The sequence below is a fragment of the Limnohabitans sp. Jir61 genome, assembly GCF_003063545.1.
Taxonomy (GTDB): domain Bacteria; phylum Pseudomonadota; class Gammaproteobacteria; order Burkholderiales; family Burkholderiaceae_C; genus Limnohabitans.
In genome coordinates this window covers 124728-146969 of the sequence record NZ_NESD01000003.1, presented here as the reverse complement: position 1 = coordinate 146969, position 22242 = coordinate 124728, and the positions used below count along the sequence as shown (strand labels likewise).

Below are 22242 nucleotides of genomic sequence, written 5' to 3'. Positions count from 1 at the left end.
TGCCCTGAAAGATGCGTTGCCACTTCGTTTGTCGAAGCCATTTGCCTTTGCTGCCGCTTGGCTGCGAGGCGGCACGCACTAGGGCTCGCTGTCGCTGCGCGCCAGAATATCGCCTACGCGCGCACCGCCCCACAGCCAAGCTAGAAAGCAAGGTTTGAAAGGCCTCGCGTGAACTAGAGGTGTGGGTGGGGTGAGCCCGGCCGACGCAATCGAGGCGTAAGACTCTGAGGAGGGCGGGCTCACCCCACCCGCACCTCGCCGCCCGTGCAAAGAGAACTCAAGAACGCATCAACGCTTCAATTTCAGAAGCAATTACAGGCACACCACGAGAAATCAACTCGCAGCCACCAGCCGTGACGATGGCATCGTCCTCAATGCGAATGCCAATGTTCCAAAACGCCTCTGGCACATCCGGCCCGGGGCGCACATACAGGCCTGGCTCAATGGTCAGCACCATGCCCTCGCGCAAGATACGACTGGGCCGGTTGACGATGGTTTCGCCCGACAGCGGGTCTTTGCGCTCGCTGGTTTGACCCAACTCAGACGGCTCCACATAGCTGCCGCAATCGTGCACATCCATACCCAGCCAATGGCTGGTGCGGTGCATGTAAAACGGAAAGTAGGCACGCTTTTCAATCACGTCTTGCGCGTTGCCATGCTTGGCTTTTTTTAACAACCCAAGGTCTAACAAGCCTTGCGCCAACACTTTGACGGTTGCGTCGTGCGGATCTACAAATCGCGCACCTGCCTTTGTCGCCTCCACGGCTGCGTCTTGGCTAGCCAGCACCAAGTTGTACAAGTCCCGCTGCGGGCCTGTGAACTTACCGTTAGCCGGAAAGGTGCGGGTGATGTCGGAGGCATAGCCATCCAACTCGCAACCCGCGTCAATCAACACCAATTCACCATCTCGCACAGGTGCGGCATCGGCGCGGTAGTGCAACACGCAGGCATTGGCGCCCGCCGCCACGATGGAGGTGTACGCGGAAAACTGCGAGCCGTGCATACGGAACTCGTGCAGCAATTCAGCATCCAAGAGGTACTCACGCACATCTTGGCCTGCACGCAACATGCGTGCGCTGGTTTGCATGGCGCGGATGTGGGCGCATGCGCTGATGGCGCTGGCATGACGCATCACGTCTTGTTCGTGGGCGTCTTTGATGAGGCGCATCTCATCCAGCGGGCCGCAAGCATCGCGCTGTTGCGCAGGGCATTGCGCACCAAAGCGCACGCGTGCTCGCACAGCATTGAGCCAACCGTCTACGCGGGTTTCCAACCCTTTGTGTGTGGCGAACGGATACCAAACCGTGTGTTGGTTCTCCAGCAATTTAGGCAGTTGCTTGTCCAGCTCAGCCACCGATAGGGCGGCGGTCACGCCCAGCACGGCCACGGCGGCGTCTGGCCCCAGACGGTAACCATCCCAAATTTCGCGTTCCAAGTCTTTGGGCTGGCAAAACATTGTGCTGCGACCTGTGGCGTCGAGCACCAACCACGCATTGGGTTCAGTAAAACCAGTCAGGTAATAAAAGTAGCTGTCGTGGCGATACGGAAAATCGCTGTCGCGATTACGCGCGTGTTCTGGCGCAGTGGGAATGATGGCCACGCCACCTTCGCCCAACTGTTCCGCCAAACGGGCGCGACGTGCGGCATAAATCTGGGCGTGTGCAATCGGGTGTGTCATGTCTTACCTTGTGTGTTCAGGCGGCGTTGAGTTGCGCCAATCGCTCGGGCGTGCCCACATCGGTCCACGCGCCTGAGTAGAGCGACGCACTCACCGCGCCATTGTCCATGGCGGCGCGCAGCATGGCGGCGAGTGGGGCCTTCACGCCAGCGGGGTTGCCTGCGGGAATGGGGCACCACGCTGCCTCAAAGAAGGTGCGTTTGTAAAGGGCGATGGTGCTGAAGGTGTAGCGCAGTTGCTCTGTGCCAGCCGCAGGCGAAGTCAACTTGGGCAAATTCAAAGCCAAGCCCTCGGCGGACAAACCAAAGTCGCCGCCCAAGTTGTGTTCGGGATTAGGCACCAACCAAATGTGGGCGAGCTGCGAACTGGCCTTGAAGCGCTCATAGGCCTCGGGGGCAAATACAAAATCTGGCGCAAACACATCGCCCGCAGCTACCCAAAACACATCAGCCAGCTGGGGCAGGGCACGGGCGATGCCGCCTGCGGTTTCTAGTGCACCACCGAAGTCCACGCCTTCTTGCGAGTAATGCAAGTGCATGGGCGCGAGGCCTTCCGTGTCAAACGCTGCGCCAAAGTGCTGAGGAATTTGCTCACCCAGCCAAGCGGTGTTAATGACCAAGCGTTCTACACCGCCGCGCTGCAGGCCCTGCATGGCCCATTGCATGAGGGGTCGTCCGCGCACAGGCAACAGGGGCTTGGGCGTGTGGTCGGTCAGCGGGCGCATGCGCTCGCCGCGTCCTGCGGCCAGAAGCAGGGCGGTGGCCAAGGCTGGTGAAGAGGCGTAAACAAGGGGTTTTGTCATCACGTGTCAGTGTAGCCAGCCAGCGATGCGGTCTATTTGCAAAACATCTGTCGCTTGCGGTCAGCCAAAGGGGGGGCAGGCTCGCTAAAATCGTGGTTTTCCCTCATTACCCACCGGAGTCGCCTGACATGGCAAACACCCAACAAATGGCCAGCGCAATTCGCGCCTTGGCAATGGACGCTGTACAACAAGCCAACTCAGGACACCCCGGCGCGCCGATGGGCATGGCCGACATGGCCGTCGCTTTATGGGGCGACCACCTGCGCCACAACCCCAAGAACCCCCATTGGTTGAACCGCGACCGTTTTGTGCTGTCCAACGGCCACGGCTCGATGTTGATTTACGCCTTGTTGCACCTCACCGGCTACGACTTGCCGATGGACGAGTTGAAAAACTTCCGCGTGCTGCACAGCAAAACCGCCGGACATCCTGAAGTGGGTGTGACGCCAGGCGTCGAGACAACAACGGGCCCCTTGGGTCAAGGCATCACCAACGCAGTGGGCATGGCATTGGCCGAAAAATTGTTGGCTTCTGAGTTCAACCGCGAAGGCCACAACGTGGTGGACCACCACACCTACGCCTTCATGGGCGACGGTTGTTTGATGGAAGGCATCAGCCACGAAGCCTGCTCATTGGCAGGCGCATGGAAGCTGAACAAACTCATTGCCTTGTACGACGACAACGGCATCTCCATCGACGGCCAAGTGGCCCCTTGGTTTGTCGACAACACACCCGAACGCTTCAAAGCCTACGGCTGGAACGTGATTGGCCCCATCAACGGACACGACGCCGCGGTGGTGAGCCAAGCCATTGCATCCGCCAAGCTGAGCACTGACAAGCCCACACTCATCGTTTGCAAAACCAGCATCGGCAAAGGCAGCCCCAACCGCGCTGACACGGCCAAGGCCCACGGCGAACCTTTGGGCGCTGAAGAAATTGCGCTCACACGCGCAGCTATCGGTTGGAACCACGCGCCGTTTGAAATGCCCAAAGAGGTTTACGCTGATTGGAGCGCTGCAGCCAAAGGCAAGGCTCAAGAAGCAGAGTGGAAAACAGCTTTCGCCGCTTACAAAGCCGCTCACCCCGGCTTGGCCAAAGAGCTGCTGCGCCGCATGGCCGGCGAATTACCCAAGAACTTTGCACAAACCGTGGTCGACACGGTCATTGATGCACACACAAAAGCCGAAACGGTTGCCAGTCGCAAGGCCAGTCAGTTGGCACTGGAACACTTCACCGCTGCACTGCCCGAGCTCTTGGGTGGCAGCGCCGACTTGACCGGCTCTAACCTGACCAACACCAAATCCACGCCCAACCTGCGCTTTGATGCAGCGGGCCATGTGGTGAAAAACGAAGCTGGCCAAGGTGGCCGCCACATCAACTACGGCGTGCGCGAATTCGGCATGGCCGCCATCATGAACGGCGTGGCTTTGCACGGTGGTTTCATCCCTTACGGCGGCACGTTCCTGACGTTCAGCGACTACTCACGCAATGCCATCCGCATGGCCGCGCTGATGAAGCAACGCGTGGTGCACGTGTTCACCCATGATTCGATTGGCTTGGGCGAAGACGGCCCGACCCACCAGTCCATCGAGCACGCAGCTTCTTTACGCCTGATTCCTAACCTCGACGTGTGGCGTCCTGCTGACACCGCCGAAACCGCTGTGGCTTGGGCCGTGGCATTGCAAAACACCAACCGCCCAACCGCACTGTTGTTGAGCCGCCAAAACCTCCCGTACCTGCCAAAAGGCGATGCCGCTCCTCACAAAACTGCTGGTGACATCTCTGGCCTCGATGCCATCAACAAAGGTGCTTACGTGTTGGCTGAGCCGAGCGAAGTGGGCATCAAGAAAAAGGCGCAAGCTGTTTTGATGGCCACGGGCTCAGAAGTGCAGCTGGCCATGAAAGCGCAAGCCTTGTTGGCCGAGCGCAAGATCGCCGTGCGCGTGGTGTCTGTGCCCAGCACGACCACCTTTGACCGCCAAAGCGTTGCTTACAAATCTGCCGTGTTACCCGCAGGCGTACCTCGCATTGCGGTGGAAATGGGCTCCACTGACGGCTGGTGGAAATACGGTGTGTCTGCCGTCGTGGGTATCGACACCTACGGCGAATCTGCCCCTGCCCCCGTCTTGTTCAAACATTTCGGTTTCACGCCAGAAAACGTGGCCGACACGGTTCAAGCTGCACTACAAAAGTTCGCTTAAACCGACGACCAGCGGGATGGCTTCTGTGGAGGGGCCGTCCCAAGATCAGCCTCGTGAAAGGCGAATGATCTACAAACTGGTCTATTAAAAGTTTCTAACTTCCTCCTGAGGCATTCACATGACCATCAAATTAGGTATCAACGGTTTCGGCCGTATCGGTCGCTTGGCTTTGCGCGCTGCGTTGAAGCACGGCTACACCGACATCCAAGTTGTCGGTATCAACGACCCCAAGCCCGCCGACTACTTGGCTTACATGCTGAAGTACGACAGTGTGCATGGCCGCTTTGATGGCACGGTGGACTTCACCGACGACGCGCTGATCGTCAACGGCAAAAAAATCAAGCTCAGCCACGAGCGAGACGCACACAACCTCAAGTGGGGTGAAATGGGCGTTCACACCGTGCTCGAATGCACAGGCCATTACCTGACCGAACCCACTAGCCAAATGCATATCGCTGCAGGCGCTAAAAAGGTTGTCATTTCTGCACCTTCCAAAGACAGCGTGCCCATGTTTGTCTACGGCGTGAACCACAAAAAATACGCGGGCGAGGCCATCGTGTCGAACGCGTCTTGCACCACCAACTGTTTAGCCCCTGTGGTCAAAGTGTTGAACGACAAATGGGGCATCAAGCGCGGCCTCATGACCACCGTGCACGCAGCCACTGCCAGCCAAGCCACCGTGGATAGCTCGTCTCGCAAAGATTGGCGCGGCGGCCGCGGTATTTTGGAAAACATCATCCCGTCCAGCACAGGCGCAGCAAAAGCGGTGGGCGTAGTGATTCCAGAAATCAAAGGCAAGATCACCGGCATGGCTTTCCGCGTGCCAACGTCTGATGTGTCTGTGATCGACCTGACGGTTGAGCTGACCAACGAAGCCAGCTACGCCGAAATTTGCGCTGAGATGAAAGCACAAAGCGAAGGCGCCATGAAGGGCGTGCTTGGCTACACCGACGAAAAAGTGGTGTCCACCGACTTCCGTGGCGAGCCATGTGCCAGCGTGTTCGACGCGACAGCCGGCATCGCTTTGGACAAGAACTTCGTCAAGATCGTCGCTTGGTACGACAACGAATGGGGCTATGCCAAGCAGTGCTTGGAGATGGTTCGCGTGGTGGCTAAGAAGAAGTAATCTTCACCGCCTACCCACAACATAGCGCCCTCGGGCGCTATTTTTTTCGTCTGTACTTTCAGCTTGGTAAAAAAAATACGTGAATTTACTTGAAATCATGTAACAAAGTTTCATAGAATTGAGCCATCTAAGGAGACTGACATGACCATCAAAATTGGTATCAACGGCTTTGGCCGCATCGGCCGCATGGTATTTCGCGCTGCCATTCAAAACTTCAACGACATCGAAGTTGTCGGTATCAACGACTTGCTAGAGCCCGACTACTTGGCATACATGCTCAAGTTCGACAGTGTGCACGGCCGCTTTCAAGGCGAGGTGACTGTGGATAACGGCCACTTGGTGGTCAACGGCAAAAAGATTCGCCTGACCCAAGAGCGCGACCCTGTGGCGTTGAAATGGAACGAGATTGGCGCTGACGTGGTGGTGGAAGCCACCGGCCTGTTCCTCGACCAAGCCACCGCGGAGAAACACTTAACCGCAGGCGCCAAAAAAGTGCTTCTGTCTGCCCCCTCCAAAGACGATACGCCCATGTTTGTGTACGGCGTGAACCACACCACTTACGCTGGCCAAGCCATCGTCTCGAATGCCTCATGCACCACCAACTGCTTGGCACCGATTGCCAAAGTGTTGAACGACAAATGGGGCATCAAGCGCGGCCTGATGACCACCGTGCACGCCACCACTGCCACCCAAAAAACCGTGGACGGCCCGAGCAACAAAGACTGGCGCGGTGGACGCGGCATTTTGGAAAACATCATCCCCTCTAGCACCGGCGCAGCTAAGGCCGTAGGCGTAGTGATTCCAGAAGTCAAAGGCAAACTCACAGGCATGGCGTTTCGCGTGCCCACCTCTGACGTGTCGGTCGTGGACCTGACCGTGGAGCTCAACAGCGAAGCCACTTACAAAGAAATCTGCGCCGAGATGAAAGCGCAAAGCTTGGGCGCGCTGAAAGGTGTATTGGGTTACACCGAAGAAAAAGTGGTGTCCACCGACTTCCGCGGCGAACCATGCACCTCGGTGTTCGATGCCGATGCGGGCTTGGCCTTAGACAGCACTTTCATCAAAATCGTCAGCTGGTACGACAACGAATGGGGCTACTCCAACAAGTGTTTGGAGATGGTGCGCGTCATCGCTAAATAAGCAACACTGGCACTTGATGTGCCTTGTGGTTCATACAACGCCAGCGCCAAAACGCTGGCGTTTTTTATTGCGCAACTGAAGCAGCGGGTGCTGTCACCACAGATGCCGAAGTCGCTGGCTCGCTAGGGGCGACGACTTGTGCAGCAGCATTGTGCGTTTGGCCATGCGTCTCTGGAGCTTCACCGCCGAACAACACCAAAAGCCCCAACACCACAAACACCGCCGCGCTGATGCGGTGCACCCAAGTGAGCGGCACCAAACGCGTGATGCGCTCGCCAAACCACACCACTGGCGCATTGGCCAACATCATGCCCAAGGTGGTACCCGCCACCACCCAAAACCATGATTTGTATTCAGCGGCCAACATCACCGTGGCGATTTGTGTTTTGTCGCCCATCTCGGCCAAGAAGAAGGCAATGACTGTTGTGCCAAAGACGCCAAACTTTGGCGCGACATCCGCATCTTCGTCATCTAACTTATCGGGCACCAACATCCAAGCCGCCATCGCCAAGAACGACGCGCCCAGAACCCAGCGCAACACGGTGGGGCCCATGAAACTGGTGATCCATGCACCAAAACCACCGGCTAAAGCGTGATTGGCCAACGTGGCCACCAAGATACCCCACACGATGGGCCAAGGTTTACGAAAACGTGCGGCGAGCACGAGCGATAAAAGTTGCGTCTTGTCGCCCATTTCGGCGAGGGCGACGATGCCCGTTGAGATCAAAAATGCTTCCATCAATTGATCCTACCGCGGCACATGGCAAACATAGCAATTACCCTGATGTAGTTCAAAAGAACGCAATAGAATCTGTTTCATTTTAAGTTATCGTTAGATTTGGTGCATTTTTTGCTTATATCTGGTGCGATTCGATAAAACAGGTGCAATACGCACCAAATAAGTTCAATTTTCCAAGGATACGATTTATGGATGCACACAAACAGGGCGCGGATGCTTTGTTCATTCTGCTGGGAGCCATCATGGTGCTTGCCATGCATGCTGGCTTCGCATTTTTAGAACTGGGTACAGTTCGCCGCAAGAACCAAGTCAATGCATTGGTCAAAATTTTGGTGGACTTCTGTGTGTCCACCCTCGCCTACTTTGTGGTGGGTTACGGCGTGGCTTATGGCGCAAGCTTCATGATCGGTGCTGAATCATTGGCCGATAAAAACGGCTATGAGCTGGTGAAGTTCTTTTTCTTGTTGACCTTTGCTGCAGCCATCCCCGCCATCATCTCCGGAGGCATTGCTGAACGCGCTAAGTTTTGGCCACAGCTGATTGCCACAGGCGTCATTGTTGGTTTTGTTTATCCCTTCTTCGAAGGCATTGCTTGGAACCAACATTTCGGTTTTCAGGCTTGGCTCAAAGAATTGACCGGTGATGAATTCCACGACTTCGCTGGCTCTGTGGTGGTGCACGCCGTAGGCGGCTGGATTGCTTTGCCTGCGGTGTTGTTGCTCGGTGCACGTAGCAACCGCTACCGCAAAGATGGCGCCATTTCTGCGCACCCACCTTCGAGCATTCCGTTCCTCGCTTTGGGCGCTTGGATTTTGATCGTGGGCTGGTTTGGCTTCAACGTGATGAGCGCACAAACCCTCGACAAGATCTCTGGCCTCGTGGCCGTCAACTCGTTGATGGCCATGGTGGGCGGCACCTTGGTGGCACTGATCGCTGGCAAGAATGACCCTGGCTTTGTGCACAACGGCCCCTTGGCTGGCTTGGTCGCGGTATGCGCAGGCTCTGACTTGATGCACCCCATGGGCGCATTGGTCGTGGGCGCTGTGGCTGGCGGCATTTTTGTGGTGATGTTCACGCTCACTCAAAACAAGTGGCGCATCGACGACGTTTTGGGCGTGTGGCCATTGCATGGTTTGTGCGGCACTTGGGGCGGTATTGCCGCTGGCATTTTTGGCACACAGGCTTTGGGCGGCATTGGCGGCATCAACCTCACTGCGCAATTGGCCGGCACGGCACTGGGTGTGGTGTGGGCGCTGGTCGGTGGCTTTGTGGTTTACGGCGTACTCAAAATGACCATGGGCTTGCGCATGAGCCAAGAAGAGGAATTCGAAGGTGCCGACCTCACCATTCACAAAATCACAGCGTCTCCTGACCGTGAAGTGAGCTGGTAAAACTCTCCAACTGTGGTTTTTCGGGCATGAGTCAGCTTAAATACAGGTAAACGCTTGGATTTTTTTCTAACTTGTGCTCCATAATGATTGCGACTTTATAAATGCAAGTCATTTATGAGGTTGTGTTTGGTGATCGGTCAGTTTCGGTTCGGGACTCCATCGCTTTGTTTTTGTGTTTTAAGGAGTCCCTTTCATGGGCAACAAACTGTACGTCGGCAATTTGCCATATTCAGTGCGCGACAGCGATCTCGAGCAGTCATTTGGACAGTTCGGTACTGTGACCAGCGCGAAAGTCATGATGGAGCGTGACACCGGCCGCTCTAAAGGTTTTGGTTTTGTCGAGATGGGCAGCGATGCCGAAGCTCTGGCAGCAGTTGAAGGCATGAACGGCGCACCTTTGGGTGGTCGTAGCCTGGTGGTGAACGAAGCTCGTCCCATGGAGCCACGTCCTCCCCGCTCAGGCGGTTTTGGTGGTGGCGGTGGCTACGGTGGTGGTGGCCGTGAAGGCGGCGGTGGCGGCTACGGTGGTGGCGGTCGCGAAGGTGGTGGTGGCGGTTTCCGTAGCCCCTACGGCGGCGGCGGTGCTGGTGGCGGTCGTCGTGAAGGCGGCGGCGGTCGTGGCGACGGCGGTGGCCGCGGCGGTTTCGGTGGTGGCAACAACTACTGATCGAACTGCTTCACTGCATATCAAAAGGCTCCCGCGGGAGCCTTTTTTATTTCTTATCTTTATCTTTCGGCGGTAGCAAGGTGCCTCGTACTCGGCCTGTGAGTTGCATCACGCGGTCTAGATTGTCATAGTCGATGCCATCTTGCGATGTAAAGCGGTCGCCCGCCCCGCGCACCAACACAACCGGCAAATGCGATCGCACCTGTTCGGTATTGGCAAACAAATGCAAGAAGTCACTGTGCATTTCGCTGCGCGGTGTAAACAAGCCCTTTTCGTCCGTACTGGCCTCGCGCACCACGACTGCTTTGTCAAACAGCTGCGCTTCTGAGCCATCTGCATTAATTAAGCCTCGTGCGGCAACTGCAGTTGTCACACGCCCCTCAGCGCCCAATATGCGTATGCGCGGCTGATCAATTTCTAATGTGTCGGTGTCCGGGTAGTGGCGCCCTTCTGTGCCTACCATTTCACTTTTTAAGTGACCATCTTCGGCAAACACCTTGACCGAGAAATCGCGCATGAAATAGTCAGGCACGTGACGTGGTGCGGCTTCTAACTCAGCCTCACCCATAACGGGGGTATTGCGAACCAGCCAGTAAGTGGTCATGGCCATCAGCCCCATAAGTAACAGTGGCAAGTAAACCGCTAAGCGATCAAACACGCGCCGCACACGCATCAGCAGCGACAAAGGCGTCGCAATAATCATGCGAGATAACCTCGCAAAAGTTCAGCGTAGCGACCACTCGCAACCAGCAACAAATCGCAAAACTCACGCGCTGCGCCATGACCGCCCGCGCGATCTGTCACGTAATGCGAAATGGCTTTGACTTCGATGTGCGCGTTGCTCGGAGCACAAGCAAATGCAGCACGGGTCATCACCGCCATGTCTGGCCAATCGTCGCCCATGTGTGCGGCTTGCGACCAGTCAAGACCCAGTTCGTTCAAAATTTCTTGTGCGGCGGGTGCCTTGTCTTCGGTGTCGTAACGCACATGCGTGATGCCCAACGCTTTGAGGCGTGCACGCAATGGTGCACTGTCGCGCCCTGTGATGACAGCGGGTGTGATGCCTGCTTTTTGCAGCATCTTCAATCCATGGCCATCGAGCGTACAAAAGCGTTTGATGGTTTCACCGCTTTCAGTGAACAGCAACCCGCCATCGGTGAGCACGCCATCTACGTCAAAGAACGCCACGCGCACGTTTTGCGCGCGCAACAGAATGGCTGGGTCTATGTTCAACGCGGGTGTATGAGTGCTCATCAGATGACTTTCGCGCGCATGAGGTCGTTGGTGTTGAGTGCACCACACAGTGTGCCTTGCTCGTCCACGACCAGCACGCTGGTGATGCGATGCAACTCCATCAGCTCTGCCGCTTCAGCGGCTAATGCGCCAGAGCGGACAGTGCGTGGGTTGGCGTGCATGACTTGTTGCGCAGTTAGCTGACGCATGTCTGTGCCGGTTTCGATCAAGCGGCGCAAGTCACCATCGGTGAAGATGCCCAACACTTGTTTATTGGCATCCACAACCGCCGATGCGCCCAAGCCTTTGGCGCTCATCTCACGCATTAAGTCGCTGAAACTGACTGTTGGTAAAACGCTTGGCACAGCATCGCCGCTACGCATGACATCGCTCACATGCGTTAGTAAGCGGCGGCCCAACGCGCCCCCTGGGTGTGAGCGGGCAAAGTCTTCGGCTCTGAAACCACGTGCGTCTAGCAACGCAACTGCCAATGCATCGCCCATCGCCATCTGTGCGGTGGTACTGGCGGTGGGGGCCAAGTTGAGAGGGCAAGCTTCTTTCAGCACGCCGGTATTGAGCACGATGTCGGCGTGATTCGCCAAGGTTGAATCTGCACCACCTGTGAGTGCCACCAATGGAACGCCTTGACGCTTGAGCACCGGCAAAATCGCAGCGAGCTCGTCGCTTTCACCGCTGTTAGAAATAGCAATGACCAAGTCGGTGTCTTTCACCATGCCCAAGTCGCCATGGCTGGCTTCGGCCGGATGAACAAACATGGCGGGGGTTCCGGTTGAAGCAAGTGTGGCAGTTATCTTGCGACCCACATGGCCGCTTTTGCCCATGCCCATCACGACCACACGGCCTTTAACTTTGAGAATGGCGTGCACAGCTTGCACAAAGCTTGGCGACAAACCATTGCGCAAGTGACGCACGGCATCGGCCTCAATGTCGAGCGTGTCATGAGCGAGTTGCAAAATGCGCTGGTCATCCAACAGCGACTGTGTGACTGTGGTGTGTGCGTGGTTTTGGGTCATCGCTTCATTTTATCGGTGGGGTGGCTTATTTGCCGATGCAAAAGCTGGAGAAGATCACGCCTAACAAATCATCTGGTGAGAATTCGCCCGTGATGGTGTTGAGTGCGTTTTGGCTCAGTCGCAGCTCTTCGGCCAGCAAGTCGAGCGCTGGGACCTGCGCTTGCAAGCTAGCGTTGGCCAGCATGAGATGTTCATCGACCTCGTGCAAAGCTTGTACGTGGCGCTCGCGGGCCATGAACATGCCCTCGGCGCTCCCGCCTTGCCAACCCACCACATTCAGCAGCTGTTGGCGCAGGGCCGGTAAGCCATCGCCAGTTTTGGCCGACAAGGTGATGTGTGTGGATGTTGTCGTGCCAGCTTGGTTGGGCACGGTTGCGACTATGCTGTTTGCATCCGCTTTGTTCCACAGATGCAAAACGGGCACATGGGTATCTAACTTATCTTGCAAGGTTTGTTCTATTTGCAGGTCAGCTTCAGCATATGCGGCTTCATCTTTGCGCGTGAGGTCATGCAAAAACAGCACAGCATCAGCTTGGCCAATTTGATCCCATGCACGGGCAATGCCAATGCGTTCGACCTCATCTACATCTGGATGCTCGCGCAAACCTGCCGTGTCCACCACATGCAAGGGCACGCCTTCTATCTGGATTGTTTGCTGCACCACATCACGTGTGGTGCCGGCAATAGGCGTGACGATGGCCAACTCTGCGCCCGCTAAGGCATTAAGCAAGGAGCTTTTACCTGCATTGGGCTGGCCTGCAATGACCACTCGAATGCCCTCTCGCAGCAACGCGCCTTGCTTCGTTTGTGCCATCACGCGTGCCAAGTTTTGTTGCAAACGCGTTAACTGGCCTTGAGCATCGGCTTGCTTTAAAAAATCGATGTCTTCTTCGGGAAAATCCAGTGTCGCCTCGACCAACATGCGCAGGTGAATTAGCGCATCACGCAACTGGTGAATTTCATTCGAGAACGCCCCCGCTAACGAACGGCTCGCACCGCGTGCTGCAGCTTCGGTACTGGCATCGATCAAATCGGCCACGGCTTCGGCTTGGGCTAAATCAAGCTTGTGATTCAAGAAAGCACGTTGCGTGAACTCACCTGGCTGGGCCAAGCGAAGGCCACTGAGCAATGGTTTGTTCTGCTCATTTAACGTTGCCCCCACCTGCAAACAACGGGCCAAGATGAGCTGCAACACCACAGGGCCACCATGGGCCTGCAGCTCCAACACGTCTTCGCCTGTGTAGCTATTGGGGCCTGGAAAGTGCAGCGCCAACACATGGTCTATTGGTGCACCTGTTTCGTCTGGCAAAGGCAAATACGTGGCTTCGCGTGGCTTCAGTGCTCGGCCACACAGTGCTTCTATCAATGCGCCTAAGTTTTTTCCGCTGACGCGCACGATGCCCACGGCTCCACGACCGGGGGCGGTGGCAATGGCAATGATGGGGGCGTCGTGTTGAGAAAGCATGGGTAGATTGTCCAGAAAAAAACCCGCCATCCGAAGATGGCGGGTTTTTGAATGCCAATTTTCTAAATCAGAACTTGGGCAAGTTGAATTGTGGTGGCACGCCCATGCGCGTGTTGATGAGCCACTGCTGAGTGATTGACAACACGTTGTTGGTGATCCAGTAGAGCACCAAGCCGGCAGGGAAGAAGAAGAACATCACGCTGAAGGCCAGCGGCATGATCCACATCATTTTGGCTTGCATAGGATCTGGTGGCGCGGGGTTCAATGCTGTTTGCAACATTGTGGTCAGCGTCATGAAGATGGGCAAAATGAAGTACGGGTCCGGCGCTGACAGGTCGTGAATCCAGCCCATCCAAGGTGCGTTGCGAATTTCAACTGTCGACAACAACACCCAATACAAGGCAATGAACACCGGAATTTGAAGCGCGATAGGAACGCAACCACCCATGGGGTTGACCTTTTCTTCGCGGTAAATCTTCATCATCTCCATTTGCATTTGTTGCGGATTGTCTTTGAGACGTTCGCGCATTTCCATGATTTTTGGATTGATGGCTTTCATCTTGGCCATGCTTTGGTAAGCGTGTGCATTCAACCAATAGAACGCCGCTTTGAGCAAGACCACCAAGCTGACGATAGACCAGCCCCAGTTTCCCAAAATGTTGTTGAGTTGGTGCAACAACCAAAACAAAGGCTTGGCCAAAATGGTCAACCAGCCGTAGTCTTTGACCAACTCCAACCCTGGGTAAAGAGCTTCGAGTTTTTTCTCTTCTTGTGGGCCAGCGTACAAGGTGGCAGCAATGCTCTTTGTCTGACCCGGTTTGATAGCCTCCAAAGGAGAAATCATCGTCACGCGGTAGCAGCAATCGGGCATGGTGGAACCAATATCCACGGCATCGATTGAAATGTCACGGCTCATGCCCTCGGGCAAGATCCAAGCGCTGGCAAAGTAATGCTGCACCATGGCGATGTAGCCTGTGGTGGATTGCTTTTCAACATCTACTTTTTTCTTTTTGATGTCAGCAAATTCCACCTTTTGATATTTCTTGGCTTCTGTGTAAATCGCAGGGCCAGTGAAGGTGGAGTAAAACGAAGATTCGCCAGTAGGCTTGTTGCCGTCACGCACCAATTGGAAATACAACTGAGGCGCCACATCTTGTGCGCCTGTGTTCACGATGTCGTGCTTCACAACCATGTCGTAAGCGCCGCGCTTGACGGTGTAGGTCTTTACCAGTTTCACGCCACCTTGTGCCGCAGATTCAAACGTAATGGACAACTCGTTGTCACCCTCTTTGAGTTGGCGTGCGCCTGGGCGGACCGTCATCACTGATTTATGTGTAGGCAATGCCACGCCGGGAACGCTGGAAATCAAACCCGTTTGTGCGGTATAGATGCGGTCTTTGCTGTCATCCAGCAACACCACATTGCTGCCATGCTTGTGTTCATCCGCATGCTTCAACAACTCAAGACGCACCAAGGTGCCGCCTTCTGTGTCAAAACTGATTTTGGCAACGTCTGTTTCGATTTGCACCAACTCTTTGGTAGCTGCACGCGTTTCAACCGAAGGAACTGCTGCTGCGGTGCCTTGTGGCAAAACTGCCGCTGGTACGCCTGCCGCTTGCGGTAAGGCAGAAGCAGCATCTGGCGCTACTTTGGCTTGCTGTGCAGGCGTTGGGAAAAACGTGGCCTTGTTTCCGTTGTGAACTTGCCATTGGTCCCACAAAAGAACCATGGAGAAACCAAAGATCACCCACAAAATGGTGCGGCGAATGTCATTCATGAAGTTTTCTTTCCTGAGTTGGAAGAGGTCAAAGAGCTAAACAAAGCAGGTGGAACAGGATCATTCCCGCCAACACACCAAGGATGACAACGTGCCAAACGGTGCAAAGTCAAATAGCTACCCCGTGCGGCACCATGAAGCTCTAAAGCTTGCAGCGAATACACGGAACACGTAGGTTCAAACCGACACGACGAACCTAGCCACGGGCTGAGCAGCAAACGATAACCACGCACCAATGTCATCAAAATTGACTGCATCATGCGGTGCTCACTCGGCCAAACAATTGTTTGAGCTCTTCTCGAACCGTTTGTTTCAGCGCATCCGAGGATGCACTCACAAACTTTTTCGGGTTAAACGTTGCTCGCAAGCGAACCACATAGGCGGTCGGCATCAAGCCTTTTTCAAACTCACGCGAAACCGCGTGAACTTGTCGTCGAATTAAGTTGCGCGTAACGGCACGCTTGGCCCACCGTTTTGGGGTGAGTGCGCCCATCATCAACACACCATCGACAAACAGGGTCGGGGTTTGTTCAAACCCAGACCCTGTTGAGGCTTTGGCAGATGGTTGCCACTGGTGCAACACAAAATGCGGCGTACGTGCCACAGATCCTGCCGACATGACGGCCTGAAATTCTGACCACTGTTTCAGACGTTCCACGGCGCTTGGGTCGCGGGCCTGTTCAGCGGTCAAAAATTAGACAGCCAGACGTTTGCGACCTTTGGCGCGGCGTGCGTTGATCACAGCGCGGCCACCGCGTGTTTTCATGCGGACCAAAAAGCCATGGGTACGGGCGCGACGGGTTTTAGAAGGCTGGTAAGTGCGTTTCATGATTTTTCCAAAAAGCTAAGCCCTGAGATCAGGGAAACCAATGATTATCTCAAACTTTTGGGGCACTTGCAGACTTTTATCCACACTCTTTTTAGCTTGGCTTTTTTAAAAGACTTACAAATTTGTGCGCCCTGTGGATAATTTTTTGATAAAGTGCTCTATTGCCTGTCTTTTAAAGGCAGCTATCCACAGAAAAATATCTCATGAATCAGGGTCTACCTTCCTCTGCCGCTGACGGCCTACCACCCCCATCAGGTGACGGTTTGTGGCAAGCTTGCGTTGATCAATTGGCGCAAGAACTGCCGGAACAACAGTTCAACACGTGGATTAAACCGCTCGTTGCCAACGTGGCTGACGACTTAAGCAAAGTCGTTATTTTTGTTGGTAACCGCTTTAAATTGGATTGGATCCGTGCCCAATATGCTAACCGCGTAGCGGGTTTGCTGCAGCAACTCCATGGCCAGCCAATTCAAGTTGAGTTAGCGATCACTCCCAAAGAAACTCCCGTCAGAATTAAGCCTGTCTCGTTTTCTCAAGAACTCGAATCCTTACCTGAAAGCTTTGTTGGCTTAGAAGAAGGCATCCCCAGCGGCCCACGTACACGCCTCAACACTGCGCTGACCTTTGACACTTTGGTTGAAGGTACGGCTAACCGAATGGCTCGTGCTGCGGCCATGCATGTGGCTACCATGCCAGGGCAGTTGTACAACCCTTTGTTCATTTACGGTGGTGTGGGTTTAGGTAAAACTCATTTGATGCACGCGGTGGGTAATAAGCTCTTGTCAGAACGCCCTGAAGCCAAAGTTCTCTACATCCATGCCGAACAGTTTGTTTCGGATGTGGTTAAAGCTTACCAACGCAAAACTTTTGATGAATTCAAAGAGCGTTATCACTCGCTCGACTTGCTTTTGATTGATGATGTTCAGTTCTTTGCCAACAAAGAGCGTACGCAAGAAGAGTTTTTCAACGCGTTTGAAGCGCTGCTAGCCAAAAAGTCCCACATCATCATGACGAGTGACACCTATCCAAAGGGTCTCACCGACATCCATGAGCGTTTGGTCTCTCGCTTTGATGCAGGCTTGACCGTGGCCATCGAGCCGCCTGAACTTGAAATGCGTGTGGCGATTTTGATTAGCAAGTCACGCGCAGAAGGCTCTGAAATGCCAGAAGAAGTGGCATTTTTCGTGGCCAAGAACGTGCGCTCTAACGTGCGTGAATTAGAAGGTGCGCTACGCAAAATCTTGGCTTACTCGCGGTTCAATCAGAAAGAAATTTCAATTCAGCTAGCTCGCGATGCTCTGCGTGATTTGCTTTCTATCCAAAACCGCCAAATTTCCGTAGAGAACATCCAAAAAACTGTCGCTGACTATTACAAGATCAAAGTAGCAGACATGTACTCTAAGAAGCGTCCAGCGTCGATTGCAAGGCCTCGCCAAATTGCTATGTATCTTGCGAAAGAACTCACACAAAAGAGTCTTCCAGAGATCGGTGAGCTGTTTGGAGGCCGTGATCACACAACTGTGCTCCACGCAGTGCGCAAAATTACCGCCGAACGGCAGCAAATGGCTGATTTAAACCAACAGCTGCATGTTCTTGAACAAACACTCAAGGGCTAAACAGCTAAAACAACAACCTTGTGGATAGTTTCTGGACAACACCAGAGTTATCCACAGAAAAGTAGGAATTAAGAAGTTATCCCCTTTTGAACGACAGCAGAAAAGCAAGCTTGCCAACACCTTAAGGGTGAGTCCAAGTACTTGAAAAAAAAGAGGAAAATGCTGTTGTCCACAGAAAGATGCTTTGCTTATCTACTACTACTAATTTAAATAAAGAAAACAAGAGGAAGAGATGATCGTACTGAAAGCAACACAAGACAAAGTTTTGTCAGTTCTGCAATCTGTTGCAGGTATCGTTGAACGTCGCCATACATTGCCAATCTTGGCAAACGTGTTGATTCGCAAAACAGGCAGTTCGTTACAACTGACCACGAGTGATTTAGAAATTCAAATTCGCACGACTGCAGAGCTCGATGGTGATGCCGGCAACTTCACAACGACAGTTGGTGCACGTAAGCTGATTGATATCTTGCGCACCATGCCTTCAGATCAAACGGTAAGTTTGGAATCAAACCAAAACAAATTGATTTTGAAAGGTGGCAAAAGCCGCTTTACTTTGCAAAGCTTGCCAGCTGAAGACTTTCCATTGGTGCAAGAGGCTGCCAACTTTGGTCCTTCTTTCAGCGTGCCGCAAAAGACTTTGAAAGAGTTGTTGCACCAGGTGTCATTCGCCATGGCAGTGCATGACATTCGTTACTACTTGAACGGTATTCTGTTTGTTGCTGAAGGCAAGCAGCTCAGCTTGGTTGCTACGGATGGCCATCGTTTGGCCTTTTCATCAGCAACACTGGATGTAGAAGTCCCACGCCAAGAAGTCATCTTGCCGCGCAAAACAGTGCTCGAAATGCAGCGCTTGTTGAGCGACAAAGAAGGTGCAATTGAAATGCAGTTTGCTGGTAATCAAGCAAAGTTCACATTCGATGGAATGGAGTTTGTTACCAAGTTGGTTGAAGGCAAGTTCCCTGACTACAACCGTGTGATTCCAAAGAACCACAAAAACACCATCACCATGGGTCGTACGGCTTTGCTCGCTACCTTGCAGCGCACAGCGATTTTGACCAGCGAAAAGTTCAAAGGCGTTCGCCTGAACTTAGAACCTGGTGTTTTGCGCGTCGCATCAAGCAATGCTGAGCAAGAAGAAGCTGTCGACGAACTTGAAATTGATTACAACGGCGACGCCATTGAAATTGGTTTCAACGTCACGTACTTGATCGATGCTTTGACCAATATGGACCAAGACATGGTGCAGGTTGACTTGGCTGATTCCAATAGTTCAGCACTCATCACCATCCCAGAAAACACCACCTTTAAATACGTGGTGATGCCAATGCGTATCTAACGCGTTGCTGTTTCCTTTTTTACTGATTGAAATCGTGGGGCGCTTGTGCCTCACGCACGAAGACTTGCTATGACCGAACCCACTCAAACTCCTGAAACCCCAGTTACGCCTCCAGCCGGTGAAGGCTATGGTGAAGGGTCAATTCAAATTTTGGAAGGCCTTGAGGCGGTTCGTAAGCGTCCTGGCATGTATATCGGTGATACATCAGACGGTTCAGGTTTGCACCACTTGGTGTTTGAGGTGGTTGACAACTCTATTGACGAAGCCTTGGCTGGTCATTGCGATGACATCGTGGTCACGATTCACAGTGATAACTCGATCAGCGTGACTGATAACGGTCGTGGCATTCCTACAGGCGTGAAGATGGATGACAAGCATGAGCCTAAGCGCAGTGCTGCAGAAATCGCGTTGACCGAGTTACATGCGGGTGGCAAGTTCAACCAGAACAGCTACAAGGTGTCTGGTGGTTTGCACGGTGTGGGCGTGTCTTGTGTGAATGCATTGTCTAAGTCATTGCGTTTGATCGTTCGCCGCGACGGCAAAGTGCACACCTTGGAATTTTCCAAGGGCTTTGTGCAAAACCGTTTGATTGAAGTAGTGAATGGCGTTGAAGTTTCTCCAATGCGAATTACGGGCGATACAGAAAAGCGCGGCACAGAAGTTCACTTCTTGCCCGACACAGAAATCTTTACTCAAAACACTGATTTTCACTATGAAATTTTGAGCAAACGTTTGCGCGAACTCAGCTTCTTGAACAACGGTGTACGTATCCGTTTGTTGGACGAACGCACAGGCAAAGAAGACGATTTTTCTGGCGCAGGTGGTGTGAAGGGCTTTGTGGACTTCATCAACTCGGGCAAGAAGGTATTGCACCCCAATGCCTTTTATGCCGAAGGTGACCGTCCTGCTGATACTTACGGTGGCATTCCAGGCACCAGCATTGGTGTTGAAGTGTCCATGCAGTGGAACGATGGCTACAACGAAAACGTTTTGTGCTTCACCAACAACATCCCACAGCGTGATGGCGGTACCCACTTAACGGGTTTGCGTGCTGCGATGACGCGTGTCATCAACAAGTACATTGAAGAAAACGAATTTGCCAAGAAGGCCAAGGTTGAAGTGACGGGCGACGACATGCGCGAAGGTTTGTGCTGCGTGTTGTCTGTCAAAGTGCCTGAACCAAAGTTCAGCAGTCAGACCAAAGACAAGTTGGTTTCTAGCGAGGTGCGTGCCCCCGTGGAAGACATCGTTGCCAAAACACTGACCGACTATTTGCAAGAGCGCCCCAACGATGCCAAGATCATTTGCGGCAAGATTGTGGAAGCCGCACGTGCCCGCGAAGCTGCCCGTAAAGCCCGTGAAATGACTCGCCGCAAAGGTGTGTTGGATGGAATGGGCTTGCCAGGGAAGCTGGCCGACTGCCAAGAAAAAGACCCGTCCCTGTGCGAAATCTACATCGTGGAGGGTGACTCTGCCGGTGGTTCAGCCAAGCAAGGCCGTGACCGTAAATTCCAAGCGATCTTGCCTTTGCGTGGCAAGATTTTGAACGTTGAAAAAGCACGTTACGAAAAGCTGTTGACCAGTAACGAAATCTTGACGCTCATCACTGCGTTGGGTACCGGCATTGGCAAAGCAAGTGCTGAGTCTGGCAAGTCTGCTACCGATGACTTCAATGTAGACAAGTTGCGTTATCACCGCATCATCATCATGACCGACGCCGACGTTGACGGAGCACATATTCGTACTTTGTTGTTGACCTTCTTCTACCGCCAAATGCCAGAGTTGGTCGAGCGCGGCCACATCTACATCGCTCAGCCACCGTTGTACAAAGTGAAGGCGGGTAAAGAAGAGCTGTACCTCAAAGATGCATCTGCTTTGGATGGTTTCTTGCTGCGCATTGCGATGAAAGACGCCAGCATCACCACTGGTGGTGCTAATTCTCAAGTTTTGAGTGGCGATACGTTGAATGAATTGGCCCGCAAACACCAAGTGGCCGAAGCGGTGATTGCTCGCTTGAGCGGTTTTATGGATGCTGAGGCCTTGCGTGCCATGGCTGACGGCGTATCCGTCAATCTTGACACCGTGGCTGATGCTGAAAAGTCTGCTGTGGCGATGCAAGAAAAATTGCGCGAACTCGGTAGCGGTTCAGAAGCCACTGGCGAGTTTGACGAGCGCACAGACAAACCCATTTTGCGTATCAGCCGTCGCCACCATGGCAACGTCAAGAGCAGTGTGATTACCCAAGACTTCGTGCACGGGGCCGATTACGCAGCATTGGCTGAAGCCGCTCAAACCTTCCGTGATTTGGTGGGTGAGGGCTCTAAGGTGCATCGCGGTGAAGGCGAAAAAGCCAAAGAAGAAAAAGTATCCGATTTCCGTCAAGCTATGAAGTGGTTGATTGGCCAAGCTGAAAACGCCACCGCTCGTCAACGCTACAAAGGCTTGGGCGAGATGAACCCAGCACAGCTATGGGAAACCACGATGGACCCCACTGTGCGTCGTTTGTTGCGTGTGCAAATTGACGATGCCATCGAAGCCGACCGCGTGTTCACTATGTTGATGGGCGACGAGGTGGAGCCTCGCCGCAACTTCATCGAAAGCAACGCCTTGCGCGCTGGCAATATCGATATTTAATTCGCTTTGCTCTTCCAGCGTGAATGCTCTGGAAGGGTTTCAGCGTCAAACACTTTTTGTTGTTCGACGCTCAGTTGGTTGTAAAACGTTCGCGTAGCTTCTGTGCGTTGCTTGACGTGTGCTTGCATGGTTGCCAAGTTGACTTCGTGCAGTGCATTCATCTTATCCATGCGCTCAGGCGTGCTGAGTTTGGCCAAGGCCTCTCGGTCTATGGGGTGCACTAGGCGGTTGGCTGGCACTTTCATGCTTTGCACAAAGGCCATCCATGCAGGCTCTTGTGCTCCAGCCAAATGCAACTTGGCTTTCAATTCAGCCTGACGTTTTTCCCAATGCTTGACCATGCGCTCATGCATGCGACCCTCATCGTGTTGCATACCCATCTCGCCCATCATGGGTTGGGCTTGTGCGGGTAAAAGGGCTGTTAGGGCTGTACCAGCCAACAATACAGAAAGCGCAAATCGGGTGGTGATCAAACGGTTCATCTAAGCTCCTTGAAGTCAGTGGCGAGGTGCCTCTGTCAAGTTCCTACTGTGAACCGCCTGTGTATCGCGTCTGTGCGCTGCTGCACAAG

19 protein-coding genes and 1 pseudogene are annotated in these 22242 nt (G+C 53.7%); 8 read left to right on the top strand and 12 right to left on the bottom strand.

Annotation, left to right across the window (positions count from 1 at the left end; genetic code table 11):
* Positions 1–277: 277 nt before the first annotated feature.
* Together B9Z35_RS10520 and B9Z35_RS10515 are read right to left on the bottom strand one after the other, a co-directional pair.
* Positions 278–1678, bottom strand: a complete 1401-nt coding sequence (locus B9Z35_RS10520; protein ID WP_108283661.1) for an aminopeptidase P N-terminal domain-containing protein — start codon at positions 1676–1678, stop codon at positions 278–280.
* Positions 1679–1694: 16 nt separating this feature from the next.
* Positions 1695–2480 carry a nucleotidyltransferase family protein gene (locus B9Z35_RS10515; protein ID WP_199219810.1) on the bottom strand — a complete coding sequence of 262 codons (786 nt, stop codon included), beginning with the start codon at positions 2478–2480 and terminating at the stop codon, positions 1695–1697.
* 128 nt (positions 2481–2608) lie between these two features.
* On the opposite strand from B9Z35_RS10515, the gene tkt reads away from it, so the two are divergent.
* The 3 genes from tkt (at position 2609) to gap (B9Z35_RS10500) (ending at position 6947) form a co-directional block, all read left to right on the top strand.
* Positions 2609–4681: a transketolase gene (tkt, locus tag B9Z35_RS10510; RefSeq protein ID WP_108283660.1), complete on the top strand. Its 2073-nt coding sequence runs from the start codon at positions 2609–2611 to the stop codon at positions 4679–4681.
* Positions 4682–4799: 118 nt separating this feature from the next.
* Positions 4800–5807 (top strand): type I glyceraldehyde-3-phosphate dehydrogenase, encoded by a 1008-nt coding sequence (gap, locus tag B9Z35_RS10505; RefSeq protein WP_108283659.1) that lies wholly within the window; start codon positions 4800–4802, stop codon positions 5805–5807.
* Positions 5808–5948: 141 nt separating this feature from the next.
* Positions 5949–6947 (top strand): type I glyceraldehyde-3-phosphate dehydrogenase, encoded by a 999-nt coding sequence (gap, locus tag B9Z35_RS10500; protein ID WP_108283658.1) that lies wholly within the window; start codon positions 5949–5951, stop codon positions 6945–6947.
* A 187-nt stretch (positions 6948–7134) separates the two neighbouring features.
* Here the strand turns inward: gap (B9Z35_RS10500) and B9Z35_RS10495 are convergent.
* Positions 7135–7686, bottom strand: a pseudogene (locus B9Z35_RS10495) (TMEM165/GDT1 family protein); the annotation flags it as partial.
* A gap of 188 nt (positions 7687–7874) precedes the next feature.
* Between B9Z35_RS10495 and B9Z35_RS10490 the strand changes: the two are divergent.
* Positions 7875–9077, top strand: coding sequence for an ammonium transporter (locus tag B9Z35_RS10490; protein WP_108283656.1), 1203 nt, complete (start codon positions 7875–7877; stop codon positions 9075–9077).
* Positions 9078–9270: 193 nt separating this feature from the next.
* A complete protein-coding gene (locus tag B9Z35_RS10485; protein WP_108283655.1) occupies positions 9271–9744 on the top strand; it encodes an RNA-binding protein in 474 nt (157 codons plus the stop codon).
* Between the two features lie 46 nt (positions 9745–9790).
* On the opposite strand, the gene lptC is transcribed toward B9Z35_RS10485, so the two are convergent.
* From lptC to rpmH, 8 genes are all read right to left on the bottom strand, one after another.
* Positions 9791–10447, bottom strand: coding sequence for an LPS export ABC transporter periplasmic protein LptC (lptC, locus tag B9Z35_RS10480; RefSeq protein ID WP_233246544.1), 657 nt, complete (start codon positions 10445–10447; stop codon positions 9791–9793).
* Entirely contained in the window at positions 10444–10998 is a 555-nt protein-coding gene (locus B9Z35_RS10475; RefSeq protein ID WP_108283654.1) for an HAD family hydrolase, read from the bottom strand. Before B9Z35_RS10475 ends, lptC begins: the two co-directional genes overlap by 4 nt.
* Positions 10998–12011, bottom strand: coding sequence for an SIS domain-containing protein (locus B9Z35_RS10470; protein WP_108283653.1), 1014 nt, complete (start codon positions 12009–12011; stop codon positions 10998–11000). Before B9Z35_RS10470 ends, B9Z35_RS10475 begins: the two co-directional genes overlap by 1 nt.
* 25 nt (positions 12012–12036) lie before the next feature.
* The gene (gene mnmE, locus B9Z35_RS10465) at positions 12037–13476 is read right to left on the bottom strand and encodes a tRNA uridine-5-carboxymethylaminomethyl(34) synthesis GTPase MnmE (RefSeq protein WP_108283817.1); all 1440 of its coding nucleotides are present in this window, start codon (positions 13474–13476) and stop codon (positions 12037–12039) included.
* Positions 13477–13543: 67 nt separating this feature from the next.
* Complete coding sequence (gene yidC, locus B9Z35_RS10460) at positions 13544–15253, bottom strand: membrane protein insertase YidC (protein ID WP_108283652.1); 1710 nt, start codon at positions 15251–15253, stop codon at positions 13544–13546.
* Complete coding sequence (yidD, locus tag B9Z35_RS10455; RefSeq protein ID WP_108283651.1) at positions 15250–15513, bottom strand: membrane protein insertion efficiency factor YidD; 264 nt, start codon at positions 15511–15513, stop codon at positions 15250–15252. Before yidD ends, yidC begins: the two co-directional genes overlap by 4 nt.
* Positions 15510–15911: a ribonuclease P protein component gene (locus B9Z35_RS10450; RefSeq protein ID WP_108283816.1), complete on the bottom strand. Its 402-nt coding sequence runs from the start codon at positions 15909–15911 to the stop codon at positions 15510–15512. Before B9Z35_RS10450 ends, yidD begins: the two co-directional genes overlap by 4 nt.
* Before the next feature lie 36 nt (positions 15912–15947).
* Positions 15948–16082 carry a 50S ribosomal protein L34 gene (rpmH, locus tag B9Z35_RS10445; protein WP_005798102.1) on the bottom strand — a complete coding sequence of 45 codons (135 nt, stop codon included), beginning with the start codon at positions 16080–16082 and terminating at the stop codon, positions 15948–15950.
* 203 nt (positions 16083–16285) lie between these two features.
* Here rpmH and dnaA point away from each other — a divergent pair, with 203 nt between their 5' ends.
* From dnaA to gyrB, 3 genes are all read left to right on the top strand, one after another.
* A complete protein-coding gene (dnaA, locus tag B9Z35_RS10440) occupies positions 16286–17698 on the top strand; it encodes a chromosomal replication initiator protein DnaA (RefSeq protein ID WP_108283650.1) in 1413 nt (470 codons plus the stop codon).
* A gap of 232 nt (positions 17699–17930) precedes the next feature.
* Positions 17931–19037 carry a DNA polymerase III subunit beta gene (gene dnaN / locus B9Z35_RS10435; RefSeq protein WP_108283649.1) on the top strand — a complete coding sequence of 369 codons (1107 nt, stop codon included), beginning with the start codon at positions 17931–17933 and terminating at the stop codon, positions 19035–19037.
* Between the two features lie 69 nt (positions 19038–19106).
* A complete protein-coding gene (gyrB, locus tag B9Z35_RS10430) occupies positions 19107–21671 on the top strand; it encodes a DNA topoisomerase (ATP-hydrolyzing) subunit B (protein ID WP_108283648.1) in 2565 nt (854 codons plus the stop codon).
* Here the strand turns inward: gyrB and B9Z35_RS10425 are convergent.
* Positions 21668–22153 (bottom strand): Spy/CpxP family protein refolding chaperone, encoded by a 486-nt coding sequence (locus B9Z35_RS10425; RefSeq protein ID WP_108283647.1) that lies wholly within the window; start codon positions 22151–22153, stop codon positions 21668–21670. The two genes, gyrB and B9Z35_RS10425, sit on opposite strands and share 4 nt — an antisense overlap.
* Positions 22154–22242 lie beyond the last annotated feature (89 nt).

Excerpts from the sequence above, each read along its gene's own strand:
- B9Z35_RS10520 (WP_108283661.1), bottom strand. The coding sequence starts at position 1,678 with ATGACACACCCGATTGCACACGCCCAGATTTATGCCGCACGTCGCGCC.
- B9Z35_RS10515 (WP_199219810.1), bottom strand. The coding sequence starts at position 2,480 with ATGACAAAACCCCTTGTTTACGCCTCTTCACCAGCCTTGGCCACCGCC.
- tkt (WP_108283660.1), top strand. The coding sequence starts at position 2,609 with ATGGCAAACACCCAACAAATGGCCAGCGCAATTCGCGCCTTGGCAATG.
- gap (WP_108283659.1), top strand. The coding sequence starts at position 4,800 with ATGACCATCAAATTAGGTATCAACGGTTTCGGCCGTATCGGTCGCTTG.
- gap (WP_108283658.1), top strand. The coding sequence starts at position 5,949 with ATGACCATCAAAATTGGTATCAACGGCTTTGGCCGCATCGGCCGCATG.
- B9Z35_RS10490 (WP_108283656.1), top strand. The coding sequence starts at position 7,875 with ATGGATGCACACAAACAGGGCGCGGATGCTTTGTTCATTCTGCTGGGA.
- B9Z35_RS10485 (WP_108283655.1), top strand. The coding sequence starts at position 9,271 with ATGGGCAACAAACTGTACGTCGGCAATTTGCCATATTCAGTGCGCGAC.
- lptC (WP_233246544.1), bottom strand. The coding sequence starts at position 10,447 with ATGATTATTGCGACGCCTTTGTCGCTGCTGATGCGTGTGCGGCGCGTG.
- B9Z35_RS10475 (WP_108283654.1), bottom strand. The coding sequence starts at position 10,998 with ATGAGCACTCATACACCCGCGTTGAACATAGACCCAGCCATTCTGTTG.
- B9Z35_RS10470 (WP_108283653.1), bottom strand. The coding sequence starts at position 12,011 with ATGACCCAAAACCACGCACACACCACAGTCACACAGTCGCTGTTGGAT.
- mnmE (WP_108283817.1), bottom strand. The coding sequence starts at position 13,476 with ATGCTTTCTCAACACGACGCCCCCATCATTGCCATTGCCACCGCCCCC.
- yidC (WP_108283652.1), bottom strand. The coding sequence starts at position 15,253 with ATGAATGACATTCGCCGCACCATTTTGTGGGTGATCTTTGGTTTCTCC.
- yidD (WP_108283651.1), bottom strand. The coding sequence starts at position 15,513 with ATGATGCAGTCAATTTTGATGACATTGGTGCGTGGTTATCGTTTGCTG.
- rpmH (WP_005798102.1), bottom strand. The coding sequence starts at position 16,082 with ATGAAACGCACTTACCAGCCTTCTAAAACCCGTCGCGCCCGTACCCAT.
- dnaA (WP_108283650.1), top strand. The coding sequence starts at position 16,286 with ATGAATCAGGGTCTACCTTCCTCTGCCGCTGACGGCCTACCACCCCCA.
- dnaN (WP_108283649.1), top strand. The coding sequence starts at position 17,931 with ATGATCGTACTGAAAGCAACACAAGACAAAGTTTTGTCAGTTCTGCAA.
- gyrB (WP_108283648.1), top strand. The coding sequence starts at position 19,107 with ATGACCGAACCCACTCAAACTCCTGAAACCCCAGTTACGCCTCCAGCC.
- B9Z35_RS10425 (WP_108283647.1), bottom strand. The coding sequence starts at position 22,153 with ATGAACCGTTTGATCACCACCCGATTTGCGCTTTCTGTATTGTTGGCT.